Annotated in this window: 20 protein-coding genes; 2 read left to right on the forward strand and 18 right to left on the reverse strand. The window is 70.8% G+C overall.

The features are described from left to right. Positions 1-14: 14 nt before the first annotated feature. From R3E98_07240 to R3E98_07260, 5 genes are all read right to left on the reverse strand, one after another. Complete coding sequence (locus tag R3E98_07240; protein MEZ4423184.1) at positions 15-365, reverse strand: PadR family transcriptional regulator; 351 nt, start codon at positions 363-365, stop codon at positions 15-17. Between the two features lie 70 nt (positions 366-435). Continuing rightward, positions 436-1,287, reverse strand: coding sequence for an OmpA family protein (locus tag R3E98_07245; protein ID MEZ4423185.1), 852 nt, complete (start codon positions 1,285-1,287; stop codon positions 436-438). Positions 1,288-1,469: 182 nt separating this feature from the next. Next, entirely contained in the window at positions 1,470-1,943 is a 474-nt protein-coding gene (locus R3E98_07250; GenBank protein ID MEZ4423186.1) for a hypothetical protein, read from the reverse strand. A gap of 126 nt (positions 1,944-2,069) precedes the next feature. Continuing rightward, complete coding sequence (locus R3E98_07255) at positions 2,070-4,649, reverse strand: DUF5916 domain-containing protein (protein MEZ4423187.1); 2,580 nt, start codon at positions 4,647-4,649, stop codon at positions 2,070-2,072. A 477-nt stretch (positions 4,650-5,126) separates the two neighbouring features. Then, positions 5,127-5,792 carry a dienelactone hydrolase family protein gene (locus R3E98_07260; GenBank protein MEZ4423188.1) on the reverse strand — a complete coding sequence of 222 codons (666 nt, stop codon included), beginning with the start codon at positions 5,790-5,792 and terminating at the stop codon, positions 5,127-5,129. A 128-nt stretch (positions 5,793-5,920) separates the two neighbouring features. Here R3E98_07260 and R3E98_07265 point away from each other — a divergent pair, with 128 nt between their 5' ends. After that, positions 5,921-7,327 (forward strand): aminotransferase class V-fold PLP-dependent enzyme, encoded by a 1,407-nt coding sequence (locus tag R3E98_07265; GenBank protein MEZ4423189.1) that lies wholly within the window; start codon positions 5,921-5,923, stop codon positions 7,325-7,327. A gap of 11 nt (positions 7,328-7,338) precedes the next feature. Here the strand turns inward: R3E98_07265 and ggt are convergent, their stop codons facing one another. After that, complete coding sequence (gene ggt / locus R3E98_07270) at positions 7,339-8,958, reverse strand: gamma-glutamyltransferase (GenBank protein MEZ4423190.1); 1,620 nt, start codon at positions 8,956-8,958, stop codon at positions 7,339-7,341. A 97-nt stretch (positions 8,959-9,055) separates the two neighbouring features. Here ggt and R3E98_07275 point away from each other — a divergent pair, with 97 nt between their 5' ends. Beyond that, positions 9,056-9,244, forward strand: coding sequence for a hypothetical protein (locus R3E98_07275; GenBank protein MEZ4423191.1), 189 nt, complete (start codon positions 9,056-9,058; stop codon positions 9,242-9,244). A 96-nt stretch (positions 9,245-9,340) separates the two neighbouring features. On the opposite strand, the gene R3E98_07280 is transcribed toward R3E98_07275, so the two are convergent. From R3E98_07280 to R3E98_07335, 12 genes are all read right to left on the reverse strand, one after another. After that, positions 9,341-9,559, reverse strand: coding sequence for a hypothetical protein (locus R3E98_07280; GenBank protein ID MEZ4423192.1), 219 nt, complete (start codon positions 9,557-9,559; stop codon positions 9,341-9,343). A 60-nt stretch (positions 9,560-9,619) separates the two neighbouring features. Then, positions 9,620-11,023 (reverse strand): sigma-54 dependent transcriptional regulator, encoded by a 1,404-nt coding sequence (locus R3E98_07285; protein ID MEZ4423193.1) that lies wholly within the window; start codon positions 11,021-11,023, stop codon positions 9,620-9,622. 79 nt (positions 11,024-11,102) lie between these two features. Further along, entirely contained in the window at positions 11,103-12,254 is a 1,152-nt protein-coding gene (locus tag R3E98_07290) for a peptidase MA family metallohydrolase (protein MEZ4423194.1), read from the reverse strand. Beyond that, positions 12,251-13,870, reverse strand: coding sequence for a DUF4388 domain-containing protein (locus R3E98_07295; GenBank protein MEZ4423195.1), 1,620 nt, complete (start codon positions 13,868-13,870; stop codon positions 12,251-12,253). The genes R3E98_07290 and R3E98_07295 overlap by 4 nt, the downstream gene beginning before the upstream one ends. Before the next feature lies 1 nt (position 13,871). Beyond that, the gene (locus tag R3E98_07300) at positions 13,872-16,190 is read right to left on the reverse strand and encodes a DnaA/Hda family protein (protein MEZ4423196.1); all 2,319 of its coding nucleotides are present in this window, start codon (positions 16,188-16,190) and stop codon (positions 13,872-13,874) included. After that, entirely contained in the window at positions 16,187-16,615 is a 429-nt protein-coding gene (locus R3E98_07305) for a hypothetical protein (GenBank protein ID MEZ4423197.1), read from the reverse strand. Before R3E98_07305 ends, R3E98_07300 begins: the two co-directional genes overlap by 4 nt. 77 nt (positions 16,616-16,692) lie before the next feature. Continuing rightward, on the reverse strand, positions 16,693-17,655 hold the full coding sequence (locus R3E98_07310) for an RluA family pseudouridine synthase (GenBank protein MEZ4423198.1): 963 nt from the start codon (positions 17,653-17,655) through the stop codon (positions 16,693-16,695). Next, positions 17,630-18,160: a signal peptidase II gene (lspA, locus tag R3E98_07315; GenBank protein MEZ4423199.1), complete on the reverse strand. Its 531-nt coding sequence runs from the start codon at positions 18,158-18,160 to the stop codon at positions 17,630-17,632. Before lspA ends, R3E98_07310 begins: the two co-directional genes overlap by 26 nt. A 12-nt stretch (positions 18,161-18,172) precedes the next feature. Beyond that, the gene (gene ileS / locus R3E98_07320; GenBank protein ID MEZ4423200.1) at positions 18,173-21,325 is read right to left on the reverse strand and encodes an isoleucine--tRNA ligase; all 3,153 of its coding nucleotides are present in this window, start codon (positions 21,323-21,325) and stop codon (positions 18,173-18,175) included. Then, complete coding sequence (locus R3E98_07325) at positions 21,322-22,167, reverse strand: purine-nucleoside phosphorylase (protein ID MEZ4423201.1); 846 nt, start codon at positions 22,165-22,167, stop codon at positions 21,322-21,324. Before R3E98_07325 ends, ileS begins: the two co-directional genes overlap by 4 nt. Continuing rightward, positions 22,164-22,856: a DivIVA domain-containing protein gene (locus R3E98_07330; GenBank protein ID MEZ4423202.1), complete on the reverse strand. Its 693-nt coding sequence runs from the start codon at positions 22,854-22,856 to the stop codon at positions 22,164-22,166. Before R3E98_07330 ends, R3E98_07325 begins: the two co-directional genes overlap by 4 nt. 13 nt (positions 22,857-22,869) lie before the next feature. Beyond that, positions 22,870-23,637, reverse strand: coding sequence for a YggS family pyridoxal phosphate-dependent enzyme (locus R3E98_07335; protein ID MEZ4423203.1), 768 nt, complete (start codon positions 23,635-23,637; stop codon positions 22,870-22,872). Positions 23,638-23,730: the final 93 nt, after the last annotated feature.

Raw genomic sequence — 23,730 nt, forward strand, 5'->3', positions numbered from 1 at the left:
CGTCTGCGCACGCCTCAGCCGCGATCGCCCTCCAGCACCATGGCGATCGTCGACACGAAGCGCGCCCACTGCCGCGTCTCCTCCGCGAGGCGCCTCCGCCCGGCCGGAGTCAGCGTGTAGTACTTGGCGCGGCGGTTGTTCTCACTCGTGCCCCACTCGGCGCGCACCCAGCCCCGTCCGACCATGCGGTGGAGCGCCGGATACAGGGACCCCTCCTCCACGCCGAGCGCATCGCCGGTCTGCTCCTCGAGCGCGCGGGCGATGCCGTACCCGTGGCACGGGCCCCAGCTCAGCGCCTTCAGGATCAGCATGTCCAGCGTGCCCTGCAGCAGCGCAACCCGCCGCGCTCCCTCCCCACGCGCCATCGTTTCTCCCTTCCCTAGATGCTTGAGGGGAAGCGTACGGCGGCGGCAGTTCGTTGTCAACGAACGAGCTTCAGCGGCTCGGGGAGAGCTCCGAGACGAGGTCCAGATCGGGGAGCATCACGATCTCGATGCGGCGGTTGGCGCGTCGGCCGTCCGCGGTCTCGTTGGAGGCCACGGGTTGGTGCTCCCCGAACCCGGCTGCGGACAGGTGTGCGGGGGCGACGCCCTGCTCCGTGAGCAGGCGCACCACCGTCAGGGCCCGAGCGGCGCTCAGCTCCCAGTTGGAGGGGAATCGCGCCGTGGAGATCGGCACGTCGTCCGTGTGCCCTTCGACCTGGAAGCGTCGATCCGGCAGGGCCGCGAGGGCCTGGCCCACCGGGATCACCGTGGCGGTCCCCTCGCGATTCAAGGAAGCGCTCCCCGACGTGAACAGCACGTCCTGCGGGAGCAGGATGACCAGACGCCCGCGGTCGATCCGGACCGAGAGCTGGCCCCCGTCGATCAGCGACCGGAAGCGCGCCAGGATCTCCTCGTAGATGCGGTTCCGCTCGCGTACCTCCGCCTCGACGGCCGCGAGCGCGTCCAGACGGCGCTGCAGACCCTCCACCTCCTGCCCCCGATCCTGCAGGCGCTCCTGCAGACGCAGGCGCTCGGACTCCGTGGACGATGCCGTCCGGCTCAGCCGGCTCAGCTCCCGCTCACGAGCGGCGAGCGAATCGCGGAGCGTCTCCTGCCGTAGTCGCAGGTCGGCGATCTCCGCCTGCAACCGCCTGCGCTCCTGCTGCGCACCCTGCTCCGCGCTGGTCAGGCGCGCCTGTGTCTCCGACAACTCGGCGAGGGCGGCACGGTGCGTACCCCGGGTCACGCATCCGGAGGAGAGGACAGCGGACACGACGACGGTGCCCAGCAGGCAGTGGCGCATCCACGCTCGATCGGAGGAAGGGGTCGAGGCCCGCAACCGAGCGAGCCACAGCCAGAGTGCGCGACCGCGGGGCCTCCCGCAAGCGCGGCGCGAGTGCGCCCGCGGCCTGCGCCGGCCCGGGTCAAGGGGCCGGCGCATCCTTCGGACTGCACCTCGATTGTGCGGTGGTTCAAGGCGGGGCGTCAGCGCCCCGCCTGCGCCTCCGACGAACGTCGTTCGTTCTCCACGCCCGCAGCCGTCCGGATCTGTCCGATCAGCTCGTGGAGGCGCGTCTCGATGGCCTGCATCTCGCGCTCGGCCTGGAGCGCCAGGTGGCCTCCACGCCGGGCGTCGACGCCCAACCAGTTGAGACGGCGCACCTCCTCCAGGAACACCTGGGTGAGCGTCCGCAACCGCCTGAAGCGGCGCACGCGCTCCCACGCGTCCCGGCGGGCGCTGGTCTGGGCCGGCTCCAGGTTGGAGGCCAACCAGATCAGGGGGGCCAGGGCCATGAACCCCAGCACCGTTCGCAGGAAGGGGTGGAGCGGAAGTGCCAGGGCGCACACTTCCGCACAGACCACGGCCCACAGGACGAGCCGGGGTGAAACGGGATGGGGGGTGGCGGCATGGGTGAACCGCACCGCCTTCTCGGCGGCAGGCTCGCTGATTCTGCTCATCTGTCCTCGCGCTCGAAATGGGGCAGAGATGCACCACCTCGGGGGACTACAGGGCGCAAGCTCCGCGCCATGTCGCAGGGCTGCCGCCTCGTCGGGCCACAATGGCGCAACGGCGCCGATCTGTCCTCACCGGTTCAGCCAGTACGCGACCTTCACGAGGAACGTATTATCGGGATGCAGGTCGAAGAGGCCATTGAAGTCCCGCCGCCAGGGCTGGCGGGGCTCGTCTTCGAGGTAGGCCTCCCGGCCGTGCGCCCAGACGAGGAAGAGGGTCGAGCCCGGGCTGTACTCCCAGCGCAGCACGGCGTTGGTGCGCAGCTGCCGGAAGGAGAAGCTGAGCGCTTCGTCCGCCGGCGGTGCGTACGGCCGGAAGCGATCGTCGTAGTCGTCCGCGCCCGGTGTGGCGCTCACCTCACGCACGTCGGAGTAGGTGCCCGAGCTGGCGAACGGCTCCCCGTAGAACTCGAATGTGAGATCCGGCGTGGCCGTGTAGTTCAGGCGCACGTTCATCGAGACCGTACGCTGGTCCAGGTGAGCGAACGTATGGTGGGTGACACCGGTGCCGTCCGTGAAGTTGCCATACCACTGCGCGTCGCGGTCGACGTGGTTGACGTTCACACCCAGGTTGGCGCGCAGCCGGGTGGAGACGTTCATGTTGAGGTACGGGCTCAGGCTGGTGCGCCGCGTCCGACCCTCGTCGGCGAAGTCCAGGTTGACCCACATCCCGGGAACGACCATCCGTCGGCTGTCTCCGTTGACACCGAACCAGGGGAAGATCCCCCCGCTCTGCCGCAGCGCGGGGCCGCCCCGGGTGCAGCGGTCGCACCAGGTCTCCCCGAGTCGACCGAACGTCGCCCCCGCATGCACGTCCCAGTTGTTGTGGAGACCCATGTGGCCGTTCACGTTGAGGGCGTTCTCGAGCCGGAGGCCGGACGTGCTCCAGTGCTCCCAGTGGTTGGCATTGAGTTGCGCCCAGCGGTACAGCCGGGTGGGGCTGCGGAACGACAGCGCGGCCCACGTGCTCCAGTCGAGGATATCGGCACGTCGCAAGAACCCCAGATCGTTCGGCTCGAAGCCCGCGGATTGCCGGACCAGGCTGGTCTCGAAGCGCGTGATCCCGCCTCCGTACTTGCCCACCTTCAACTGTAGCGCGGTGCCCGACAGGGAGGTCCGCGCGGAGTCGAGGGCGAGGTCGTCCCCGGGCTGCTGGTAGTAGTGCACCGAGCTGCGCTGCGTACGCGTGATGGCCTCTTCGCTACCCGCGACGTGCGAGGCGGCGAAGGAGCCGGCCACTTCGTAGTTGCGATCTCCGAACCGGTTGCGGAAGCTGAGGCCGCTGACCCAGGCACTCTCGTGCATCCAGGCACGGGTGTTCTCGTCCAGGCCGCGGTGCACGGCCGTCCCGATCCAGCCGATCCCGGCGTCCCCGTTGCGGAAGTCCTGCTGGACGCGCAGGACCGTGTGGTTCGTGCGCGGCTCCACGGCCCGCCCCTGGGTCCCCTCCACCTGTTGCGTGAAGGCGTCCAGGACCCCGAACGACAGGCCACCCCGCGTGCGTCCCGTCAGCTTGACGGCGGCCGCGATGGGGGTGGACGTGGGCGTGCGGGCATCCCCGTACTCGGAGGCCAGGGACGGGCTACGGCCGATCCGCCTCGAGTAGAACAGACCTTCGTTCGTCTGACAGTCGACGACGATGTAGCAGTTCAGGGCGAACTGGTAGAGCCCCGTGCCTTCCACGAAGAACGGCCGCCGCTCCGACTGGAAGACCTCGAACGCCGTCAGATTGAGCACCGCGGGATCGGCTTCCACCTGGCCGAAGTCCGGGTTCACCGTGGCATCGAGGATGATGTTGGGTGTCAGACCGACCTTGAGATCCCCTCCCACGGAGATCTCCTGGGCGCGCTCGAACCCACCCCCGCCCAGGGGCCGCGACACGTTGCGCGTGAGGGCATATGGGGTCAGCTCGGCCCGGCGTACCGAGCCCAGGTTCTCCAGGCCCTCCAGGTAGCCGAGCTGGGAGACCAGGCCGCTCACATTCTGAGAGTAGAGCGGCCAGCTCACCGACTCGTTGTAGCGTTCGATCTGGCGTCGGATCCCGAACCCGAACGTATGCTCGTCGGCGTCGGCGAAACGGAGCTGGGAGAGGGGAATGCGGAACTCGGCGGTCCAGCCGAGCGAATCGACCTGCGGGACCGCGTCCCAGATCCCGTTCCAGGAGACGTCCTCGTTGCCGTCGTTGAAGATCGAGTAGTCCCGCTTCACGCCGTCGGGATTCACGTGGAAGGAGAAGCCGGTGCGTCGATCGTTGTAGGAGTCGATGTACAGCGTGATCTGGTCCGACGGCCCACGCACGTCCCGACGCGTGAGCGCGCGCATGATGCTATCGGGATGCGCATCGAAGGCGCGCACGAACACGTACAGATTGTCGTCGTCGTACGCGACCCGGAACTCGGTCCGCAACGAGGGATCGGCGTCCGGTGCGGGATTGAACTGCCGGAAGTCGCTGCGCGCCTCCGTGTCGCGCCAGACGGCGTCGGTATCGAGGCCGTCGATCCGGGGCGGCTCCAGGGCCCGACGGGCGGAGGTCACGGTGGTGCTCCGGGTCACCCGTCCGGAGTCGGGTCGGTCCCCGTCCACCGCCTGGGCCGCAGTTGGATCCGCGACGCCCAGGAGGAGCCCTGCGGCCAGCAGGCCACTCCATGCCACCGTAGACGCACGCGCTCGTCCTCCCATCCCGTCCCCCTGCCCCATGGGCCCGCTGTTGTCCACCTACGGTTGGATGGCGGGAAGACCTGAAGGGTTTCGACCACGCTCCGGCCGTTCCTCCGCCCCGTGATCCCGCCGGGCGGGCAGGAGCCGCCTCCGACCCCGCCTCCTAAGTGCTCAAAAATAAGCACATGGTGGATTTTGACCACAACAGGGCCGCTCGTCAAGGTGGTGAGCGGTTCCTTCTTCCTCCCTCCGCTGCGTGCGGGATTGATCGGTTCGAACAGATCAATCCGGCGCGGAGGGGCGCGACAGTACCCGGACAGCGAGGCCGGAAAGGGGGGAGCAGGCGCCGCGGTGGATCGGAGAGCCGGGTCGGATGCCGAACCGAGCCCGGCGGATCAGCCGTCGGGAGCCAGGATCCGTCCGGGGCCGGATCAGCCGTCGAGGGCCAAGATCACACGTCCGGGGTCAGGATCACCCGTCCGGGGCCAGGATCCGCCGACCGGCGGCCAGCCCATCCGGGTTGATGCCGTGGCCCATCCCGGGATACAGGCGCAGATCGACCGCGGCGCCCATGCGGGTGAGCAGCTCGGCGGTCTCGCGCACGCGTGTGGCCGGGATGTGCGGATCCGTGTCTCCGCAGGCCAGCAGGACGGGCACAGACGACAGGGAATCGGCCGGTCCGGCCGCACCGGCCTCCGGCCCGATCACGCCGCCGGCGTATGCCAGCAGCCCCGCGAGCGGACGGGGCCGGCGCCGCACCGACTCGGACGAAAGGCACGCGCCCTGGGAGAAGCCGACGAGGAACGTGCGCTCCGACGCGATCCCCTCGTCGCTGAGGTACGCCTCCAGGTCGTCGAGCATGCGGAGCGCGGAGGAGAGCCACGGTTCGTTGTGCTCCGTCGGCTCCAGGAAGCGGTGCGGATACCAGGTGTGCTGGAACGCTCCGGGCGCCACCAGCGCCGAGTCCGGCGGTGCCAGATGCTCCCCCAGGCCGAGGATGTCCTCGCTGGAGCCTCCGCGGCCGTGCACGAGCACCAGCACGCGGGCCGCGTCCCGGAGTGCGCATCCGCCCCACAGGAGGGGGCGCCCTTGATGCGGAGTCCCGGAGCCCGGCTCGCCGGGTGTGTGCGTCAGCATCAGTGGACCTCTCCCTGCGCGGGGCGTCGGAGTCGCGGACAGCGAGGAATGGCGGGAAGGAGTGGAGCTCCGGGCCAGGTGCCCTGGCGCCGGTGCGCCGCCCCGCGTAACCCTGGAGCGCCCTGCGAGTGCCCTTCCCCACCCTGGTCGTGCCCATGACGCCGGACGAGTATCACGCGATCGCGCCCCTCATCTCCGACTGGATCGCCGGGTACTGGCGGACGCTCCGCGACCTGCCCGTCCTGCCCGACATGCAGCCGGGCGATCTCGTCGATCGCCTCCCCGACGCGGGTCCTGAAGAGGGCGCCGAGGTCGCGCAGATCCTCGCCGACTTCGAACGCGACATCCTGCCCGCCGTCACGCACTGGAACCACCCGCGCTTCCATTCGTTCTTCGCGATCTCGTCGTCTCCCCCCGGTGTGCTGGCGGAGACGCTCATCGCGGGGCTGAACATGCAGCACATGCTCTGGGCGTCGGGCCCGGCCGGCACCGAGCTGGAGCAGGTCACGCTCGATTGGCTGCGTCAGTGGTTGGGGCTCACGCCGGGGTGGTTCGGGCAGATCCTGGATACGGCATCCACCTCCACGCTCCACGCCATCGCGGCCGCACGGCACCGGGCCGAGCCGGAGAGCCGGGACCGGGGCCCTTCCGGGCGGCTCACCGTCTACACCTCCGAGTACGCGCACTCGTCGGTGGACAAGGCCTGCATGATGGCCGGGATCGGGCTGGCGAACCTGCGGCGGATCCCCGTCGATGCCGACTTCCGGATGCGGCCCGACGCGCTCTCGGACCGCATCCGCGCGGACCGGGCCCAGGGCCTCGTGCCGGCGTGCGTGGTGCCGACGGTGGGGACGACCGGCGTCACCAGTGTCGACCCGGTGCGGGAGATCGTGGCGATCGCCCGGGCCGAACGCATGTGGGTGCACGTCGATGCCGCCTACGGCGGGGCCGCGGCCGTGGTGCCCGAGCTGCAGCACGTGCTCGATGGGGCGGACGACGCCGACTCGATCGTGGTCAATCCCCACAAGTGGCTCTTCTGCCCGATGGACATCAGCGTCCTCTACACGCGCGACCCCGCCACCTTCCGCGGCGCGTTCTCGCTGACGCCGTCCTATCTGGCGTACGAACAAGGCGATCGCACCGTCGACCTCATGGACTACGCGCTGCCGCTGGGGCGGCGCTTCCGATCGTTGAAGCTCTGGTTCGTGATGCGGTCGTTCGGACGGGAGGGCATCGTGCGGCGCATCCGGGAGCACGTCGAGTGGGCCGAACGCCTGACCCGCCGGATCGAGGAGGACCCCCACCTGGAGCTGGCCGCCCCCACCACGATGGGACTGGTCTGCTTCCGCCACCGCGACGGGGAGGACGCGACCCGACGGATCCTCGAGCGCATCAACCGCTCCGGGTTCGCCTTCCTGTCCCACGCCACCATCGCGGGCCAGCTCACGATCCGGTGGGCGCTGGGCACCTACCTCTGCACGTGGGAGGATCTCGACGCCGTGTGGACGCGCGTGGAGGAGGCCGCCGCCGGCTGAGGGCCGCCGCGTCAGTGGCCCGCCGCGTGTCCGTCCTTGCGCGGATCCGAGGCCGCGGCCCAGCCGCGCGCCAGCTTCATCACCAGCTGTGCACCCCCGAACGCGGGCTCGCTGTCGGAGATCTCGTGGCCCAGAGCGGCCAGCGCCCGCCGGGTGTCGGCTCCGATCGCCGGCTCCAGGGCCACGCTCCTGCCGGAGAGATGGTAGAAACGGGCGGCGTCGACGGCCGCCTGCGGCTCCATGCCGAAGTCGATGAGGTTGATCAGCAGCTGGGCATGACCCTGCGGCTGCATCGCGCCGCCCATGAGCCCGAACGCCATCCAGGGCGCCCCATCCCGGGTGACGAACCCCGGGATGATGGTGTGGAAGGGGCGTTTGCCCGGAGCCGCCCGGTTGGGGTGGCCGGGCTCGAGGGTGAAGCCACCCCCCCGGTTCTGGAGCACGATGCCCGTCCCCGGCACCACGACGCCGGAGCCGAAGTAGCCGAACACCGAGTTGATGAGGGACACCATGTTGCCGTCGCGGTCGGCCACGGCCAGGTAGATGGTCTCCGACGCCTGGGCGGCCTCGGGCGCCTCCTCCCGATCGGCGGCGGCCCGCGGCGAGATGAGCGCCCGGCGCGTGCTCAGGTAGTCCTCCGAGAGCAGGTGCCCAGGGCTGGTGTCCATCCACTCCGGGTCGGCGACGTAGAGCCGCAGGTCTTCGTACGCCAGCTTCTTGGCCTCGATCAGGTGATGTAGATACTCAGGCGAGTTGTGGCCCATCGCCGCCAGGTCGTACGGCTCGAGCAGCTCCAGCATCTGCAGCGCGGCGATCCCCTGTCCGGAGGGCGGAAGCTCCCAGACGGTGTAGCCGCGATAGTCCACCGACAGCGGCTCCACCCAGCGCACGCTGTGCGCACGCAGGTCCTCCAGGGTGAGGAAGCCACCTTCGGCCTGGAGGTGGTCCACGATCCGGCGCCCCAGCGCGCCCCCGTACAGCGCGCCCGGTCCTTCGCGCTGCAGCGCCGCGTAGGAGGCGGCCAGATCGGGATTGCGGAACCACTCGCCCGCCTCGGGCCCCCGATCCCCCTCGAAGAGGAAGGTCGCGGCGGCGCCCGGGTCGCGGGCCAGCTTGGGCACCTGGGCCCGCCACTGGGCCGCGATCACCGGCGTCACGGGGAATCCCTCCTCGGCGATGCGGCGGGCGGGCTCCAACGCCTCCGCCAACGTCAGGGTGCCGTGCCGTTCGAGCAGCGCTGCCCACCCCGACACGGCACCGGGCACCGTGACCGACCGGGGCCCGGAGCCCGGCATGCGCTCCACGCCACTGGCCAGGAGCGCGTCGGCGTCGAGGAGCGACCCGCCCTTCCCCGACGCATCCAGGCCCACCAGACGTCCCTCTCCGGCCGACCAGAACAGGGCGAACAGGTCTCCGCCCATGCCGGTCATGTGGGGCTCGACCACGCCCAGGACCGCGGCGGCCACCACGGCGGCGTCGATTGCGTTGCCGCCCTCCTCGAGCACCCGCAGGGCGGCCGAGGTGGCCAGCGGCTGGCTGGTGGCCACGGCTCCGTGGGGCGCATAGACGGTGGAGCGCCCGCCGGCGCTGAAGGGTCCTTGCTGGGCAGCGAGATCGGGGGACGAGCTCATCAGCGCTCCTGCGGCCAACGCGGCGATGAAACGTTTCTGGGCGTTCATACGTCGTATGTGACGAAGGGGTGGACGAGAGGTGGAGGAACCAGAACCCATGACCTTGCTCAGAAAGACTTCTCCGAAGATCACGATACTCGGCATCACGCTCACCATTCTGGCCCTGGGATCGGGGACGGTGCTCAGCGAGCGCCCGGCTCCCGCCGACAGCGGCGACGTGCCGGTCCAACCGGCCGACGCCGCCCCCCAGGAGGCACCGGCTCCGCCGGTCACGCTCAACGGCTGATGCGCGGGACCCTTCCGGGTCCCGTGGTCATGCCCTCCACACGGAAGCGGCCCGCCCGCACGGGCGAAGGCCGATCCGCTCGAGCACGCCGACGCGCTACAGGATCAGGGCGAGCGGGATGAGGACCACGTAGCCCAGCACCAGCAGCAGCGGTGCGGCCGTGATCGAGCCCTGGGCGAGCAGGAAGAACCCCAGCCCGATGGCCGCGAGGGCGGCTCCCCCCACGACGGCGTTGACGGTCGAGAAGCGGAGCGCCTGCGAGGCCACCGCCCCGGTCCGCGCCGTCTCGTTCTTGGTGGTGCGAGTCCTGGCCATGGCTCAGCCTACCGGGCGCCGGGGTCGGCGGTCAAGGGAGCCGCCGCGGCGCGCCGGCGCTCAATCGTCGTCGTCCTCATCGTCGAGACCTCCCAGGTCCCCTTCGTCCGAGCCGTCGTCCAGGTTGAACTTGCGCAGGATGCGGGCGAGACGGGAGCGCGAGATGGACAGCGTGCGCGCCGCCTGGCTCTTGTTGCCCCCGCACCGCTGCAGCACGTCGGCCACGTGGGCGGCGATCACCGCATCCAGCGTGTCGGAGTCGGGTCCGTCGGACCGGCTGCCTCGCGTGGAGACCTGGATGCCCAGCGAGATGTGCTCTTCGGCGATCGCATGCCCGCGCGCCAGCACGATCGCGCGCGTCAGGACGTTCTCCAGCTCGCGCACGTTCCCGGGCCAGGTGTGCCCACGCAGACGCCGCATGGCGGGCTCCGAGATGAAGCGCGTGTCGGATCCCATGTCGCGCGCGATCTTGGCCAGCAGCGCCTGGGCCAGGAGCGCGATGTCGTCCGGGCGCTCCCGCAGCGGCGGCACCTCGATCTCCACCACCTTGAGGCGGAAATAGAGGTCTTCGCGGAAGCCTCCTTCCTCCACCAGCTTCTCGATGGGCTGGTGCGTGGCGGCCACCACCCGGGCCTCGGTGAACCGGGGCTCCTCTCCCCCCACCGGATAGAACTGCCGCTCCTGCAGCACCCGGAGCAGCTTGGTCTGGAAGTCCGGCGAGGTGTCGCCGATCTCGTCCAGGAAGATCGTCCCCGCCCCGGCCAGCTCGAAGTAGCCCCGCTTGGACGACACCGCTCCGGTGAAGGAGCCCTTCACGTGGCCGAACAGCTCCGACTCGAGCAGCGTGTCGGAGAGCGCGGTGCAGTTCACGGCGATGAAGGGCTCGCGCGAAGCGGAGGAGTTCTGGTGGATCGCGCGCGCGATCATCTCCTTGCCGGTCCCGGTCTCGCCGCGGATGAGGACCGTGGCCCGGTTGCGGGCCAGCACGCCGATCGTCTTGAAGATGTCGATCATGCGCGGGTCGCGACCCACGACCGTGTTCTCGCCGAAGGACGGAGGCGGGATCTCGGGCTGCTGACGGCGGGCCGCCCGGTTCAGGCGCTGCGCCTCCAGGCAGCGGTCCACCAGGGACTCCACCTCCCCGAGGTCGACCGGCTTGACCAGGTAGTCGAAGGCGCCCGCCTTCATGGCCAGCACGGCCGAGCTCATGTCCTCGTGACCCGTGGCCACGATCACGTCCACGTCCTCCATGTCGGACTTGACGCGCTCCAGGAGCTGGAGCCCGTTCATGCCCGGCATGTGGAGGTCCGTGATGACGACGGCGGGATCGAATTCCTTGATGCGGGAGAGGGCTTCTTCGGCGCTGCCGGCGATGCCCACGTGATGGCCCACGTGCTCGAGCTTGGCCTTGAGCACGCCGAGGGCATCCGTGTTGTCGTCGACCAGGAAGATGCGTGACGGCATCGGCACGTCCGGTCTTTCGTCTTCCGGTGGGGGAGCGTGGAGCGCGGGGTGAGGGGGCTCCACGTCGGGACCGGGGCTTCTACCCGCGCTCCTCCGAGGGGTTCGACGGGGGCACGGGCGGCGGGCGAGCGCCGGGCGGATCGGTCGGTGACGGGGGCCCGGACCCGGCCGGAGGACCGGGGTCCCGGGGCGCGGGAGGGGTGGGCGGCCCGGGCGGCTCCTCCCACCAGGCCGGCTCGTCCGGCGGCTCGTTCGCCCGCAGCCGCGCCATGCGCCGGGTCATCCGCCGCCGCCGCCAGCGCCACAGCACGAGCAGCGTCACCCCGAGGCCCAGCCAGAGGGCCACGGACTGCGACAGCAGCAGCAACCACCCGTAGCGCCGCTTGAGCCACCGTACCCAGGCGGTCTCGAAGCGCCCCGGGGTGAAGCCGAACACGCTTCCGAGCGCGTCGTCGAAGCTCCCCCCCAACCTCCACCGCTCCAAGAAGATACGGACCCCTTCCTCACCTGCGGGCTGAGACAGCAGGTATTCGACCGCGGATGCCGAGAGGTCGTACGCCAGCCGGGCCCGGGCGCCCCCGTCCGGCCAGTCCAGGGTCAGCGAGTCCAGCGGGGGTGCGGTCCCCCGCGCCAGCGCCCACCGTAGCGCCCAGCCCGACCGGGCGTCCCATTCCCCTGCCGCCACCCGGGCGTAGCCCTCGTGGAACCAGCGCGGCACGCGCAGGTCCTCCAGCCACTGCGCCAGCCCGATGTGGGCCCACTCGTGCCGCAGGGTGGCCGCCCGATCGCCGAAGCGCGTGCGGTTGGACGCATAGACCGGCAGCAGGATGGCATCGCGATCGAGCAGCGCCACCGCGGCCGACCAGTCGGGCGCGGCCCCTCCCACCAGCGCCTGGAAGCGCTCCTCGGTGTCGGCCAGCCACAGCGTCACCCCGGAGGGCACGCCCTCCGGCAGGCCCAGCAGCGCGGGGGCGGTCTCGAGCCCCGTCTGGAGGTCCCGGGCGCGCGCTTCGAGCCCGTCCCAGTAGACCACGGTGACCCGGCGACCGGGCAGGGTGTCGGCGCCCGACAGCGGATCGACCGCCTGGGGCACGGAGACGTGCCCCCGATCGGATGACGAGGCCTCCCCCGCGGCGACCGCAGAGACCGCACGTCCGCCGCGCGCGTCCGCCCCGGTCCACGCCCCCCCCACCGTCGCGAGCGCGAGGAGGAGGGAGGCGAGAGAGGTCATCCGGTGTGTGCCTGTTCCAGTTCGCGTTGGCCGGAGCGGGCCGCCTCGTTGGACGGGTTGAGCTCCAGCGCCCGCTGGAAGTACTCCCCCGCCCTCCGGAGATCCGCGTCCTGGCGGGCGAGTTGCCCCAGCCTGGCGTACACGTCATCCCCGAGTTGGGGTTCGACCCGCACCGCGCGTTCGTAGTGGGCGCGGGCCCCACCCAGGTCGCCGCGCCGATGGGCGAGGTCGCCCAGGTTCTTGTGGGCCTGTGGCGGCGGGTCCTGCCCCACGGCCCGGAGGTAGAACGCCTCCGAAGCGGCCGGCTCGCCCACCTGCTCCAGGACCGCGCCGGTGTTCACCAGGATGGCACCGTCCTTGGGATAGCTCGCCAGCCCCTCGCGTCCGATCCGCACGGCATCCTCGGTGGAGCCGTCCAGCGCCGCGGCCAGCACGGCGTGCGCGAAGTAGATGGGGGGAGGGAGCCGCTTGCCCAGCCGCTCCCGGTAGCGGATGAACGCGTCGTTGGCGCCGCGCGGCTGGTCGGCCTTGAGCAGCGCGATGCCCCGGTGCAGGAACAGGTCCACGTCCGAGGGTCGGATCCCCTCGGCCACGTCCAGGAGTTGGAGCGCCTCGTCGTAGCGACCCAGCATCTCCAGGGCGAGCGCGCGATTGCGCAGGACGCCGTACGTCTTCTGTTGCGCGCCCGGCAAGGCGCCGTAGTGATGCAGCGCATCCGCCGCCTTCTTCCCGTGCAGGGCGATCCGAGCCAGCTTGCGGTGCGCCAGCTCGTTGTGCTCGTCCAGCTCCACCACCCTGCGGAACTCGCGCGCGGCGTCTTCCAGCAGACCGGCTCGATCGAACGCGAGCCCCAGGTCCAGGTGCCGTTGGATGCGCGCTTCCGGCGTGTCCTTCTGCGCACCCACCTTGCGACCGCTCTGTTCGGCAAACCCCGCCTGCACGAGCCCGTACAGCGCCTTGCCGGCTGCGAACTCCACCAGTCCGGTCTCGCGCACGACCTCGTCGACGGAACGCTGACCGTCCAAGGCCGCGATCACCTTGCGTTGCTCGCCGGTCAGCTCGATCTCGTCGCCCTCCGGCTGGCGCGTGAGCGAGAACACCAGGTCGAAGCTCGGGATGCGCTTCTCGATCAGGCTCCATTCGTCGACGCGGCGCGCACCTTCCAGCAGCAGGTTCTCGGCGTTGATCGAGACCAGCCGCGCCTCTTCTTCCTCGGGCACGTGGTCGGGATCGAAGTGGAACGAGCCCTGGCTCCACGTGAACAGATGGTAGACGGCCTCCGAGATCTGCAGCTCCACATACTGCTTGAGCTGCTCCTCCGTCATGGCCCCCTGCCCGACGAGCAGGCGTCCGAGGCGCGCGCCGGGCTGATGCGCCTGCCCCTCCATGGCCGCCGAGAGCTGCTCGCGGTCGATGACGCCGTTCTGGACCAGAAGCTCACCCAGCCGGTCGGGCCGATTCAGCACGGACGCGTACGTGACGCGTCCCTGGTCGAAGTAGACGTAGCCGAAGTTCGAGCGGTCCGTGATCCAGAGACATCCGCTCTTGCGGCCCATCGCCAGGAGCTGGCAGATGTCCGCGAGATTGACCTCGTTCAGCGAACCGCGGAGCGCCATCTCAGGCATCCTCCGGTACAATGCGGTCCTCGATGCGCGGCCAGTCCCAGACCACCTTCTCGGGCGAGGGACGCCAACGCGGTTGCGGGTGGGCGGTCGGCTGGACGCCGTTGGCCGCGGCCTGCGGCTGATCGAACGGCGCCAGGATCGCGTCGATGATGTCGCTCAGCTCCGAGACCGGGATCGGGCCCTGCGGCCACGGCTCCGCGTACTCGGGGTCTTGATGGGGGATCACCGGAGCCGGGTCGGGGAGGTCCGCCGTCGCTGGCTGGGGTGCTTCGGTCGGTTCCTCGCCCGACTCCGGTGAACGATGTGGAGGCGCCGGTGCCGCGGCCGCCGCGGGGGCAACGGGCTCGGGTGCCGGTTGGTCCTCGATGCCCACTTCCTTCTGCCAACGCCGCTTCTCGGTCAGCAGCGTCGGGAAGTCATCGGGCCGGATCTTGATCTTGGTGAGCGCCGCCGGGCCCGCCACATCCAGGTGGGTCGGCTCCGGAGGCGTGAGGGCGTGCCGCTCCGAGCCCCCTTCCAGGCTCGCCAACGCGGACTGGAACGCGGGATCGATCGCTTCATCCTCGCGGATGATGCGGCCGTCCTCGTCGCGCTTGACCAGACCGAGGTCGGGGCCCACTTCGCCCCCGCCTTCCAGGCTGTCCAGGGAGGTCTCGAGGACGCCTTGCCGCTTGACCCGCCGCGCCAGCAGCTCCTCCGCCGGGAGCGGCGGCTCGCCGGTGACGTCCATCTGCACGACCAGCCCACCCTCGAAGCGCGAGCGCAACCGGTCGTCGATCTGCGTGACGCGCGACGGGGGCCGGTCCGCGGCAATGACGATCCGGGCGCCCCGGCGCTTGACCGCCTCGAACAGGTGGAAGAACTCGTCCTGCGCCCGTTCGGTCTGCGAGAGCTCCTGGGCCTGATGCACCATCAGCAGCTCGACCGTCCACCAGCGCTCGCGCCACGCACCCGCCACGCCCTCGGAGAGGGCCGTCACGAACTCGTCCGCGAACTCGCGGGCCGAGATGAGCGCGACGCGGGAGCGGGGCCGCTGCGAGACGAACGTCGTGCCGATGGCCTCCAGCAGCTCGCGCGCACCGTGCCCGTCGGGGCTCCACACGAACAGCGGGTTGTACTCGGGCGGCTCCTCGCCCACGACCTCGCGTGCGGCCTTCACCGCCAGCGCAGGGAAGCGCTCCTCCGCGGTGTCGAGGGGACGATCGTCGCGGAACGGCGGGAAGTCACGCACGCGCTCCCGCGCCGACGCCAACAGCGCGCGGGCCTCCTCCAGGCGCTCCGGGTCGGTCAGGACGCCGCGCGCGGCCTCCGGCCACGGGTTGCCCACCATGTCCAGCTCGGACTGGATCCGACGCAGCTCGTCGAGCACCGCGTGGTAGTCGGCGACGATGCGCTCCGGGTCCGCCGGCTCCAGATCGCCATCGAGGACCCGGCGCAGGCGGGATGCATTGAACCCCTCCGCCTCGGCCGCCTCGGCGGCTTCGCGCAGCTGCGTCTGCCACGCCTCCTCGAACTCGGGCTCGGCGTGGGCCGTCGACGCACCCAGGCCGGCCAGGCGCTTCGGACGCTTGACCCGCTCGCGCGGCACGTCGATCAGCTTGCCCACCTCGGCGGCCGTGACGACGCGGCCCTCGAGATCCTGGATCGCGATCACACGGTTGAGCCCACCCATCAGCTCGCGCACGTTGCGGAACGGCATCCGGGCGATGGCCTCGGCCACCTCGTCCGAGACGCCCACGTTCCGCTCCGCGCGCTTGCGCCGGATGATGGCCAGGCGCGTCTCGAACTCGGGAGGTGAGATGTCCACCATCAGCCCGCCCGAGAAGCGCGACAGCAAGCGCGCGTCGAGCCCGTCGATCTCGGCGGGGGGACGGTCCGACGCGAGGACGATCTGGCTCCCGGAGACGTTCAAGGCATCGAGCGTGCGCAGCAGGATCTCCTGCGCCTCGGGCTGCCCGGTCAGGAACTGGACGTCGTCCAGCAACAGGATGTCCAGATCCTTGTACCGATCGCGCATCTCCTCCTGCCGGCCGTGCGCGAGCGCTTCAGCCAGCTCGTTGAGATAGCCTTCGAGCGTCTGGTACAGGACGCGTGCGTCCGGGTTGAGCCGCTCGGAGTGGTGGGCCATCGCGTTCAGGATGTGCGATTTGCCCAGACCCGACGCCGAGTACAGGAACAGCGGGTTGTACGACGCCGCCGGGGAGTCGGCGGCACGGCGCGCGGCCGCGGAGGCCAGCCGGTTCCCGGGACCGACGACGAACGTGTCGAAGGTCATCCGTGGATCGAGCTGGGACTGCACGTCGCGGATCATCGCTGCGGGAACAACCTCTCGAGACTCGTCATCAACGACGTCTCGAATTCCTCCGCCCGCAGGGGACCATCACCGCCGACGCCGGCGAGCGAGCCCAGCGTGCGCGCGAACACCTCGAAGGCGCCACGTGCGACCTGGGGGCGGCCGTTGGCGCGGAAGACGGTCAGGAACAGGATGGGCCCGGCCGGAGTGAGCAGCTCGGAGAGGAAGAACTCGCAGGTGCTGCCGCGGTTCTGGGACTGGGCCATGCCGGGGTCGCCGACCAGCTCCCCGATGCGCTTGCCGGTCGCGTGGATCCCGGCCGCCAGGGTGGCGACCTTCATCACCTGGCGCGCGTCGGCGAAGCCACGTTGCAGGAGGAGCCGTCCGGAGCGGTTCATGAGCATGACCCGCTCCGCGCCCGCGTCCCGGACGAACGTGTCCACCGCGATGTCCAAGGGTCCCGGCGGAGGAAGCCGCGTCGGCACTCCTCCGGTCGACCTCACGTTCATGCCGCCCCGGCCTATCCTCCGCGCGCGGTTCTGGCGTACGCCAGCGCCGCCGCGAGATCGGGCGGAGGTGGGATTCGGAAGTGCAGGTGCTCTCCGCTCAACGGGTGAGCGAAGGAGAGCGCCCGGGCATGCAAGAACTGCCTGGGCACGCGGGCAAGGAGTTCCCTCGCCCAGCGTCTGTCCGGCCCCGCGATTCCGCGCTCCCAGCCCGCGCCATACAGGGAATCTCCGATGACCGGATGGCCCAGATGCAAGAGGTGGACCCGGATCTGGTGGGTCCGGCCGGTGGACAGACGCACGTCCAGGAGCTCGCCGGACGGCCAGCGCTCCCGCACCCGGATCAGCGTACGGGCGGCGCGTCCGCCCTCCACCACGGCCATGCGTTTGCGGTCCCGCGGATCGCGACCGATGGGCGCCTCGACGGTGAGGCGGTCCTCGGGCAGATGCCCCCAGGACGCCGCCAGATAAAGGCGTTTGATCTCCCTCCGCCGCAGTTGCTCGGACAGCGCCAGGTGGGCGCGATCGGTCTTCGCCACGAGCAGGAGTCCGGACGTGTCGCGGTCGAGCCGATGGACGATGCCGGGGCGCAGCCGACCGCCCACGCCGGACAGATCGCGGACGTGGAACAGCAGCGCGTTGACCAGGGTGCCCGTGCGATGCCCGGGGGCCGGATGGACCACCATGCCGGCAGGTTTGTCCACCACCAGCAGCTCGGCGTCCTCGTGGACCACGTGCAGGGGAAGGTCCTCGGCGGGGATGTCCACCGGCTCGGGCGGAGGCACGTCCACCTCGATCACCTGACCGGGCTCGACCGCCTCCGACTTGCGGACGGCACGTCCGTCCACGCGCACGCGCCCCTCCTCCGCCAGCCGCGCCACCCGTGTGCGCGAGAGCCCCAACCGGTCGGCCACGAAGCGGTCGAGCCGACCGCGGTCGCCTTCCCCGACCTCAAGACGCGCGGCGCTGTCGCTCATGCAGTCGGCGCTCGTCCCACCAGATGGCGACGATCAGCGCGATCGTGCCGAACAGGACGGCCACGTCCGCGAGGTTGAAGACCGGGAAGGACAGGGATCCCAGGCGCAGGTCGATGAAGTCCACCACGCCGGGCGGGTCCTTGAGACGGTCGATGAGGTTGCCCAGCGCACCCCCGAACGTGAGGGCCACGGCGTACAGCCGGAAGCGGAGCTCGACCGGCATGAACAGGAAGACGAGCGCCAGCAGCAGAGTGGCCGCGAGCGAGAGCAGCGTGGGCCCGTTCGCGCCTCCCACCGCGAGCCCGAACGCCGAGCCCGGGTTCAGCAGGTAGGTCACGCGCAGCACGCCCTCCACGACCGCCTGGGCGTCTCCCGGTTGGAGCAGGACGCGGATGAAGTTCTTCGACGCCTGGTCCAGCAGGACCACGCCTCCGCTCACGCCGAACAGCGCGACCGCCTTGCCGGGGCGCCGGACGCCGCCCGCCTGCCTGGTGCGGTCCGCCATCCGGCCCCCGGCTCAGCCCGTCTCCACGGGCTCGAGGCCGATCCAGGCGGTGCGGCCGTCGAGGTCCTCGTCCCGCGCATGCGCGAACGCGCCCGGCTCCGGCCGGTCCAGCACCTGCACGTCGAGCGCCAGGGTCTCGCTGGCCAGCGCCTGGGCGTACGCCTCGGCCGCGGCCCGCACGTCGTCGGGGCCGGCCACCGCCAACCGGATGCGGTCCGAGACCGCGAGCCCGCCGTCCTTGCGCAGGCGCTGGACGCGGTTGACCAGCTCGCGGTAGAGGCCTTCGCGCACGAGCCCGTCGTCCAGGGTCGGGTCCAGCGCCGCGACGTACCCGCCCTCGGCGCGCACGGCGTAGTCCCCCGCGGCCTCCTCCACCACGTCCAGGTCGCCCGGCTGCAGCGCGAAGCGCTCGCCCTCCACCGCGATCTCCACGGGCTCCCCGGCCCGGTACCGGCGGAGCGCGTCCGCATCCAGGTCGCGGATGGCGGTGGCCGCCTGCTCCGTCCGCTTCTGGAAGCGCTTGCCCAGCACCCGGTAGTTCGGCTTGGCGCTGACCTGCACCAGGCCGTCGGAGGTGGTGATGAAGTCCACCTGCTTCACGTTCAGCTCGTCCTCCAGGACCTCCAGGACGTCGGGACGCGGCACCTGGCCGCCCGGCACCACCGCGCGCAGCTGACGCAGCGGCTGGCGCACCCGGATGCGCACATCCTCCCGCGCCGCCCGGCCGAGCCGGGACAGCATGCGCACCGCGCGCATCTCCTCCTCCAACGCGGGGTCGGACAGGGCGCCGGGGCCGCTCTCCGGGAACGGCGTGAGGTGCGCGCTCTGGCTGGTCAGGGCGCGGCACAGCGCATCCGCCACGAACGGCGTGACGGGCGCCAACAACAGCGCGAGCGTGTGCAGCGCGTCGTGGAGCGTGCGGAAGGCGGCGCGCGTGTCGTGCGCGTCGGTGTTGCCCCAGAAACGGCGGCGGGAGCGGCGCACGTACCAATTGGACAGGTCGTCGACGAACGCGCCGACTTCCCGGTAGGGCCGCGTGATCTGATAGCCATCCAGCTCCGACCGCACCAGGCGCACCAGTCCGTCCAGCCGGGCCAGCACCCAGCGATCGAGCACGGGACGGGCCTCCGGCGCGGGATCGGCGTCCGAAGGCGACCAGCCTTCCAGGTTCGCGTACAGCGCGAAGAAGCGGTACGTCTCCAGCAGGGTGTCGAACAACGCCCGGCTGGCGTCGGCCACGCCCGCCGGATCGTAGCGCTTGTCCGCCCACGGGTAGCTGACCGTCATCATGGCCCAGCGCAACGCGTCGGCGCCGTGTTCGGCGATGGCGTCGAACGGGTCCACGACGTTCCCGCGGGACTTGGACATCTTGAGGCCGTCCGCGTCCAGGATCAGCCCGTTGACGATGACGTTCTTGAACGACGGTCCCTTGCCCAGCATCGTGGAGATGGCGAGCAGCGAGTAGAACCAGCCGCGCGTCTGGTCCATGGCCTCGCAGATGTAGTCCGCCGGGAACTGGTCCGCGAACACGTCCTGGTTCTCGAACGGGTAGTGCCATTGCGCATAAGGCATGGCGCCCGAGTCGAACCACACGTCGATCACGGCGGTCGTGCGCTTCATGGTGCCGCCGCACGCGCACGGCCACGTGTACTCGTCGATGAACGGCCGGTGCGGATCGAACGGCTCGGGCAACGGGCCCGCCTTGTCGGCCAGGGCCGCGAAGCTGCCGATCCACTCCACGTGGTCCGCGTCGCGATCACAGATCCACACCGGCAGCGGCGTGCCCCAGAACCGGTCGCGCGACAGCGCCCAGTCCACGTTGCCCTCCAACCAGGCTCCGAAGCGGCCCTCCCCCACCTCGGGGGGGTGCCAGGCGATCTGGTGATGGTTGGCGAGCAGCTGGTCCTTGAGCGACGACGTGGCGGCGAACCAGGAGTCGCGTGCCATGTAGATCAGGGGCGAGCGGCAGCGCCAGCAGTGCGGATAGCTGTGCAGGTAGTGCTCGGTGCGGAACAGCCGACCGCGTTCGGCCAGCAGCTCCAGGATGGGCGCGTCGGCGTCCTTGACGAACAGACCGCCCACGACCGGCACGGCCGTCCCGAAGCGGCCCTGGTCGTCGATGGGCCGCAGGAGGGGCAGGCCGTAGCGCTGCCCGGCCGCGAAGTCGTCGGCCCCGAACGCCGGCGCGATGTGCACCAGGCCCGTTCCGTCCTCGGCGGATACGAAGTCCTCCGCGACCACCGTCCAGGCGGTCGCGGACGGGTCGTCCACCGCGATGAGATCCAGCGGCCGCTCGTACCGCGTCCCCACCAGGTCGGCACCGCGGTGCCGAGCCCGCACGGGCGCGTCCTCGCCGAACAGGGCGGCCAACCGCGATTCGGCCACGATGCGCGGACCCGCCTCGGTGTCCACCTCCACGTAGGTCAGATCCGGATGGACGGCCAGGGCGGCGTTGGACGGGACCGTCCAGGGCGTCGTGGTCCACACCACGAAGGCCCGGCCGTCCGGGTCGGCCTGACCGTCCTCCCCGCGCAGGGGGGCCAGGAAGTAGAGGGAGGGGTCTTCGACGTCCTCGTAGCCCTGGGCCACCTCGTGCGACGAGAGGGCGGTCCCGCAGCGCGGGCAGTACGGCACACTCTTGTGGCCGCGGTAGAGCAGTCCCTTCCCCGCCAGCTCCGACAGGATCCACCACACGCTTTCGATGTAGTCGGCGTGGTAGGTCACGTACGGCTTGGAGTAGTCGAGCCAGTAGCCGATGCGCTCGGAGAGCTCCTCCCAGACCTCCTGATAGGTCCAGACGGACTCGCGACACACCTCGTTGAAGCGCTCGATCCCGATGGCCTCGATGTCGGGCTTGCCGGAGATGCCGAGCTTCTTCTCCGCCTCGATCTCCACGGGGAGCCCGTGGGTGTCCCAACCCGCCTTGCGCAGCACGCGCCGGCCGGTCAGCGCACGGTACCGGCAGATCAGGTCCTTGGTGGTCCGCGCGATGATGTGGTGGAAGCCGGGGCGGCCGTTGGCCGTGGGCGGGCCCTCGTAGAAGACGAAGGGCGGGTTGTCCCGCGTCCATTCGAGCGTGCGCTCGAACAGGTGCTCCTCCCGCCAGCGGGCCAGCACCTGCTCTTCCAGCTCGTTCAGCGACTTGGGCAGCTCGGGATAGCTCATGCGTCGGCGAAGTGGGCGATGACGTCGTGGACGAGCCCGGTCAGATGGGGCTCGGCCTCCATGGCCGTGCGGATGATGGTGTTCACGTCCGCCGGCTCCAATGCATCCGGCAGACAGGCGTCGGTGACGATGGACAGACCCAGCACGCGGATGCCCATGTGGCGGGCCACGATCACCTCGGGCACGGTGGACATGCCCACCACGTCGGCGCCGAGCGCGCGCAGCATGCGGTATTCGGCACGCGTCTCGAGGTTGGGACCCACCACCGCGACGTAGACGCCGCGCCGGAGCGGGAGGCCGCGCCGGAGCGCGACGTCCTGTGCCAGGCGCTGGAGGGCGCGGTCGTACGGCTCCGACATGTCCGGGAAGCGCGGTCCCAGCGCATCCAGGTTGGGGCCCACCAGGGGGTTGTCGCCCAACAGGTTGATGTGGTCGTCCAGGAGGACCAGGTCACCGGGCGACCAGAGCGGGTTCATCCCGCCGGACGCGCCGGTGACGATCAGCACGTCGATGCCCAGCCGGCCCAACACGCGGATGGGGAAGGTCACCTGCTGCAGGGTGTAGCCCTCATAGCGGTGGAAGCGGCCCTGCAGGACCACGACCGGCACCCCGGCCAGGGAGCCCAGCAGCAGACGCCCGCTGTGGCTCTCGACGGTGGCCAGTGGGAAACCGGGCAGGTCCGTGTAGGGCACCGTGGCTTTCACGTCCATCTCGGACGCCAGCCGCCCGAGTCCCGTCCCGAGCACGATCCCCACGCGCGGCGGCACGAAGCCGGGCGCGTTCCGGATGCGCTCGGCGGCCGCGTCGACCGCCGCGAGGGTCGGGACCGTGTCCGTGCTCATGCCTCGGATCCGGGGCGCTCCTGGGACTCGCCCATCGAGAAGCGCCAGTGGGGCTGCCAGGGCTCGTCGCCGGAGCGCTCCGACCCGTCGGGCCGCAACTGGTCGATGTCCACCACGTCTTCGTCCGCGCCTTCCTCGTCGTCGGCGTGGGACGATGCCGCGCGCCGCGCGCCCGCATCGTCGGGGCGGTTCACGAACAGGTCGAGCTCCAGCGGCTTCTCCTCCAACGGGCTGCGGCCTTCCTCCACGCTGACGAAGTCGAGCTCCCGCTCGAGCATGGCCCGCACCGCCCTGAGGAAGCGCCGCCGCCTCCGGTCGGCCTCGTCGGTGGCCAGCCGGATCTCGTCCAGCCGGTTCTCCGCGTCCATCAGCATGCGCTCGATCTCGGCCTCGGCCTCGCGACGCATCAGCTCGGCCTCGCGCTGCGCCTGGCCGGAGATGTCCTTGCGCAGGGCCTGGGCGGTCACCAGCGCGTCCTGCACGGCCTTCTCCCGGTCCTGCTGCTCCTTGACCTGGTCGGTGAGCCGCGCCGTGCGCTCCTTCAGCGTCAGGTTCTCCTTCACCAACGCCTCGAGTCGCTCGGCCACGATCTCGAGGAAGGTGTCCACTTCCCCCGCATCATAGCCGCGCATGCCCTTGCGGAAGTCGCCGCGCTTCTTCCGCACGTCCAGCGGTGTGAGCTCGATCATCTGCGGTTCCCGTTCAGGGTGCTTGGATGCGCTCTCCGAAGAGGGCGGTGCCGATGCGGATCATCGTGCTGCCCTCCTCGATCGCGATCTCGTAGTCGTTGGTCATCCCCATCGAGAGCTCCGTGCCCTCGTATCCCGCCACGGCCCGACGGGCGTCCTCGTGCAGCGCCCGCAACCGGCGGAACGTCTCACGTACGGGCTCTTCCTCCTCCACGAACGGCGCCATGGTCATGAGACCCCGGACGAGCAGGCCCGGGAGCGTCACCAGGCGGGTCAGCGCCTCGGGAGCCTCCTCCACGGTGAAGCCGCCCTTGGATCCTTCTCCGGAGGTGTTCACCTGCACCAGCACGGGGAGGCGGCGCCCCGTCTCGTCGGCCACCCGGTCGAGGCGCTCCGCCAGGCGCACCGAGTCCAGCGCGTGGAACAGATGGGCCGCCTCCACCGCGTCGGGGGCCTTGCGACGCTGCACATGCCCGATCAGGTGCCAGCGCACGTCCGGGTCGGGAAAGGCGCCGCGCCGCTCGACGAGCGACTCCGGGCGGTTCTCCGCCAGATCGCAGAGCCCGGCGGCGCGGGCGGCGCGCACCGCGGCCAGCGGGTGGCCCTTGGTCACCGCCAGGAGCCGCACGGCGTCCGCGGGCCGCCCCGAACGCACCGCCGCGTCCTGCATGCGTCGCCGGAGCTCCGGCAACGCGACGGACACACGCTCGTGGTAGGCCTGCTCGGGCGGGGTCAGGGGGGGACCCCGCTCCGCGTCCGACTCGTAGACCGCCCGTGGCAAACCCGCGCTCCTCCCGTTCCTGGACAGACTGTTAATTGTAGTGCTCGCTCCGCTCGGAAACCACGGATCCGGACACCCTCCCAACGCAACGAG

The organism is Gemmatimonadota bacterium, assembly GCA_041390125.1.
Classification (GTDB): domain Bacteria; phylum Gemmatimonadota; class Gemmatimonadetes; order Longimicrobiales; family Gaopeijiaceae; genus JAGQIF01.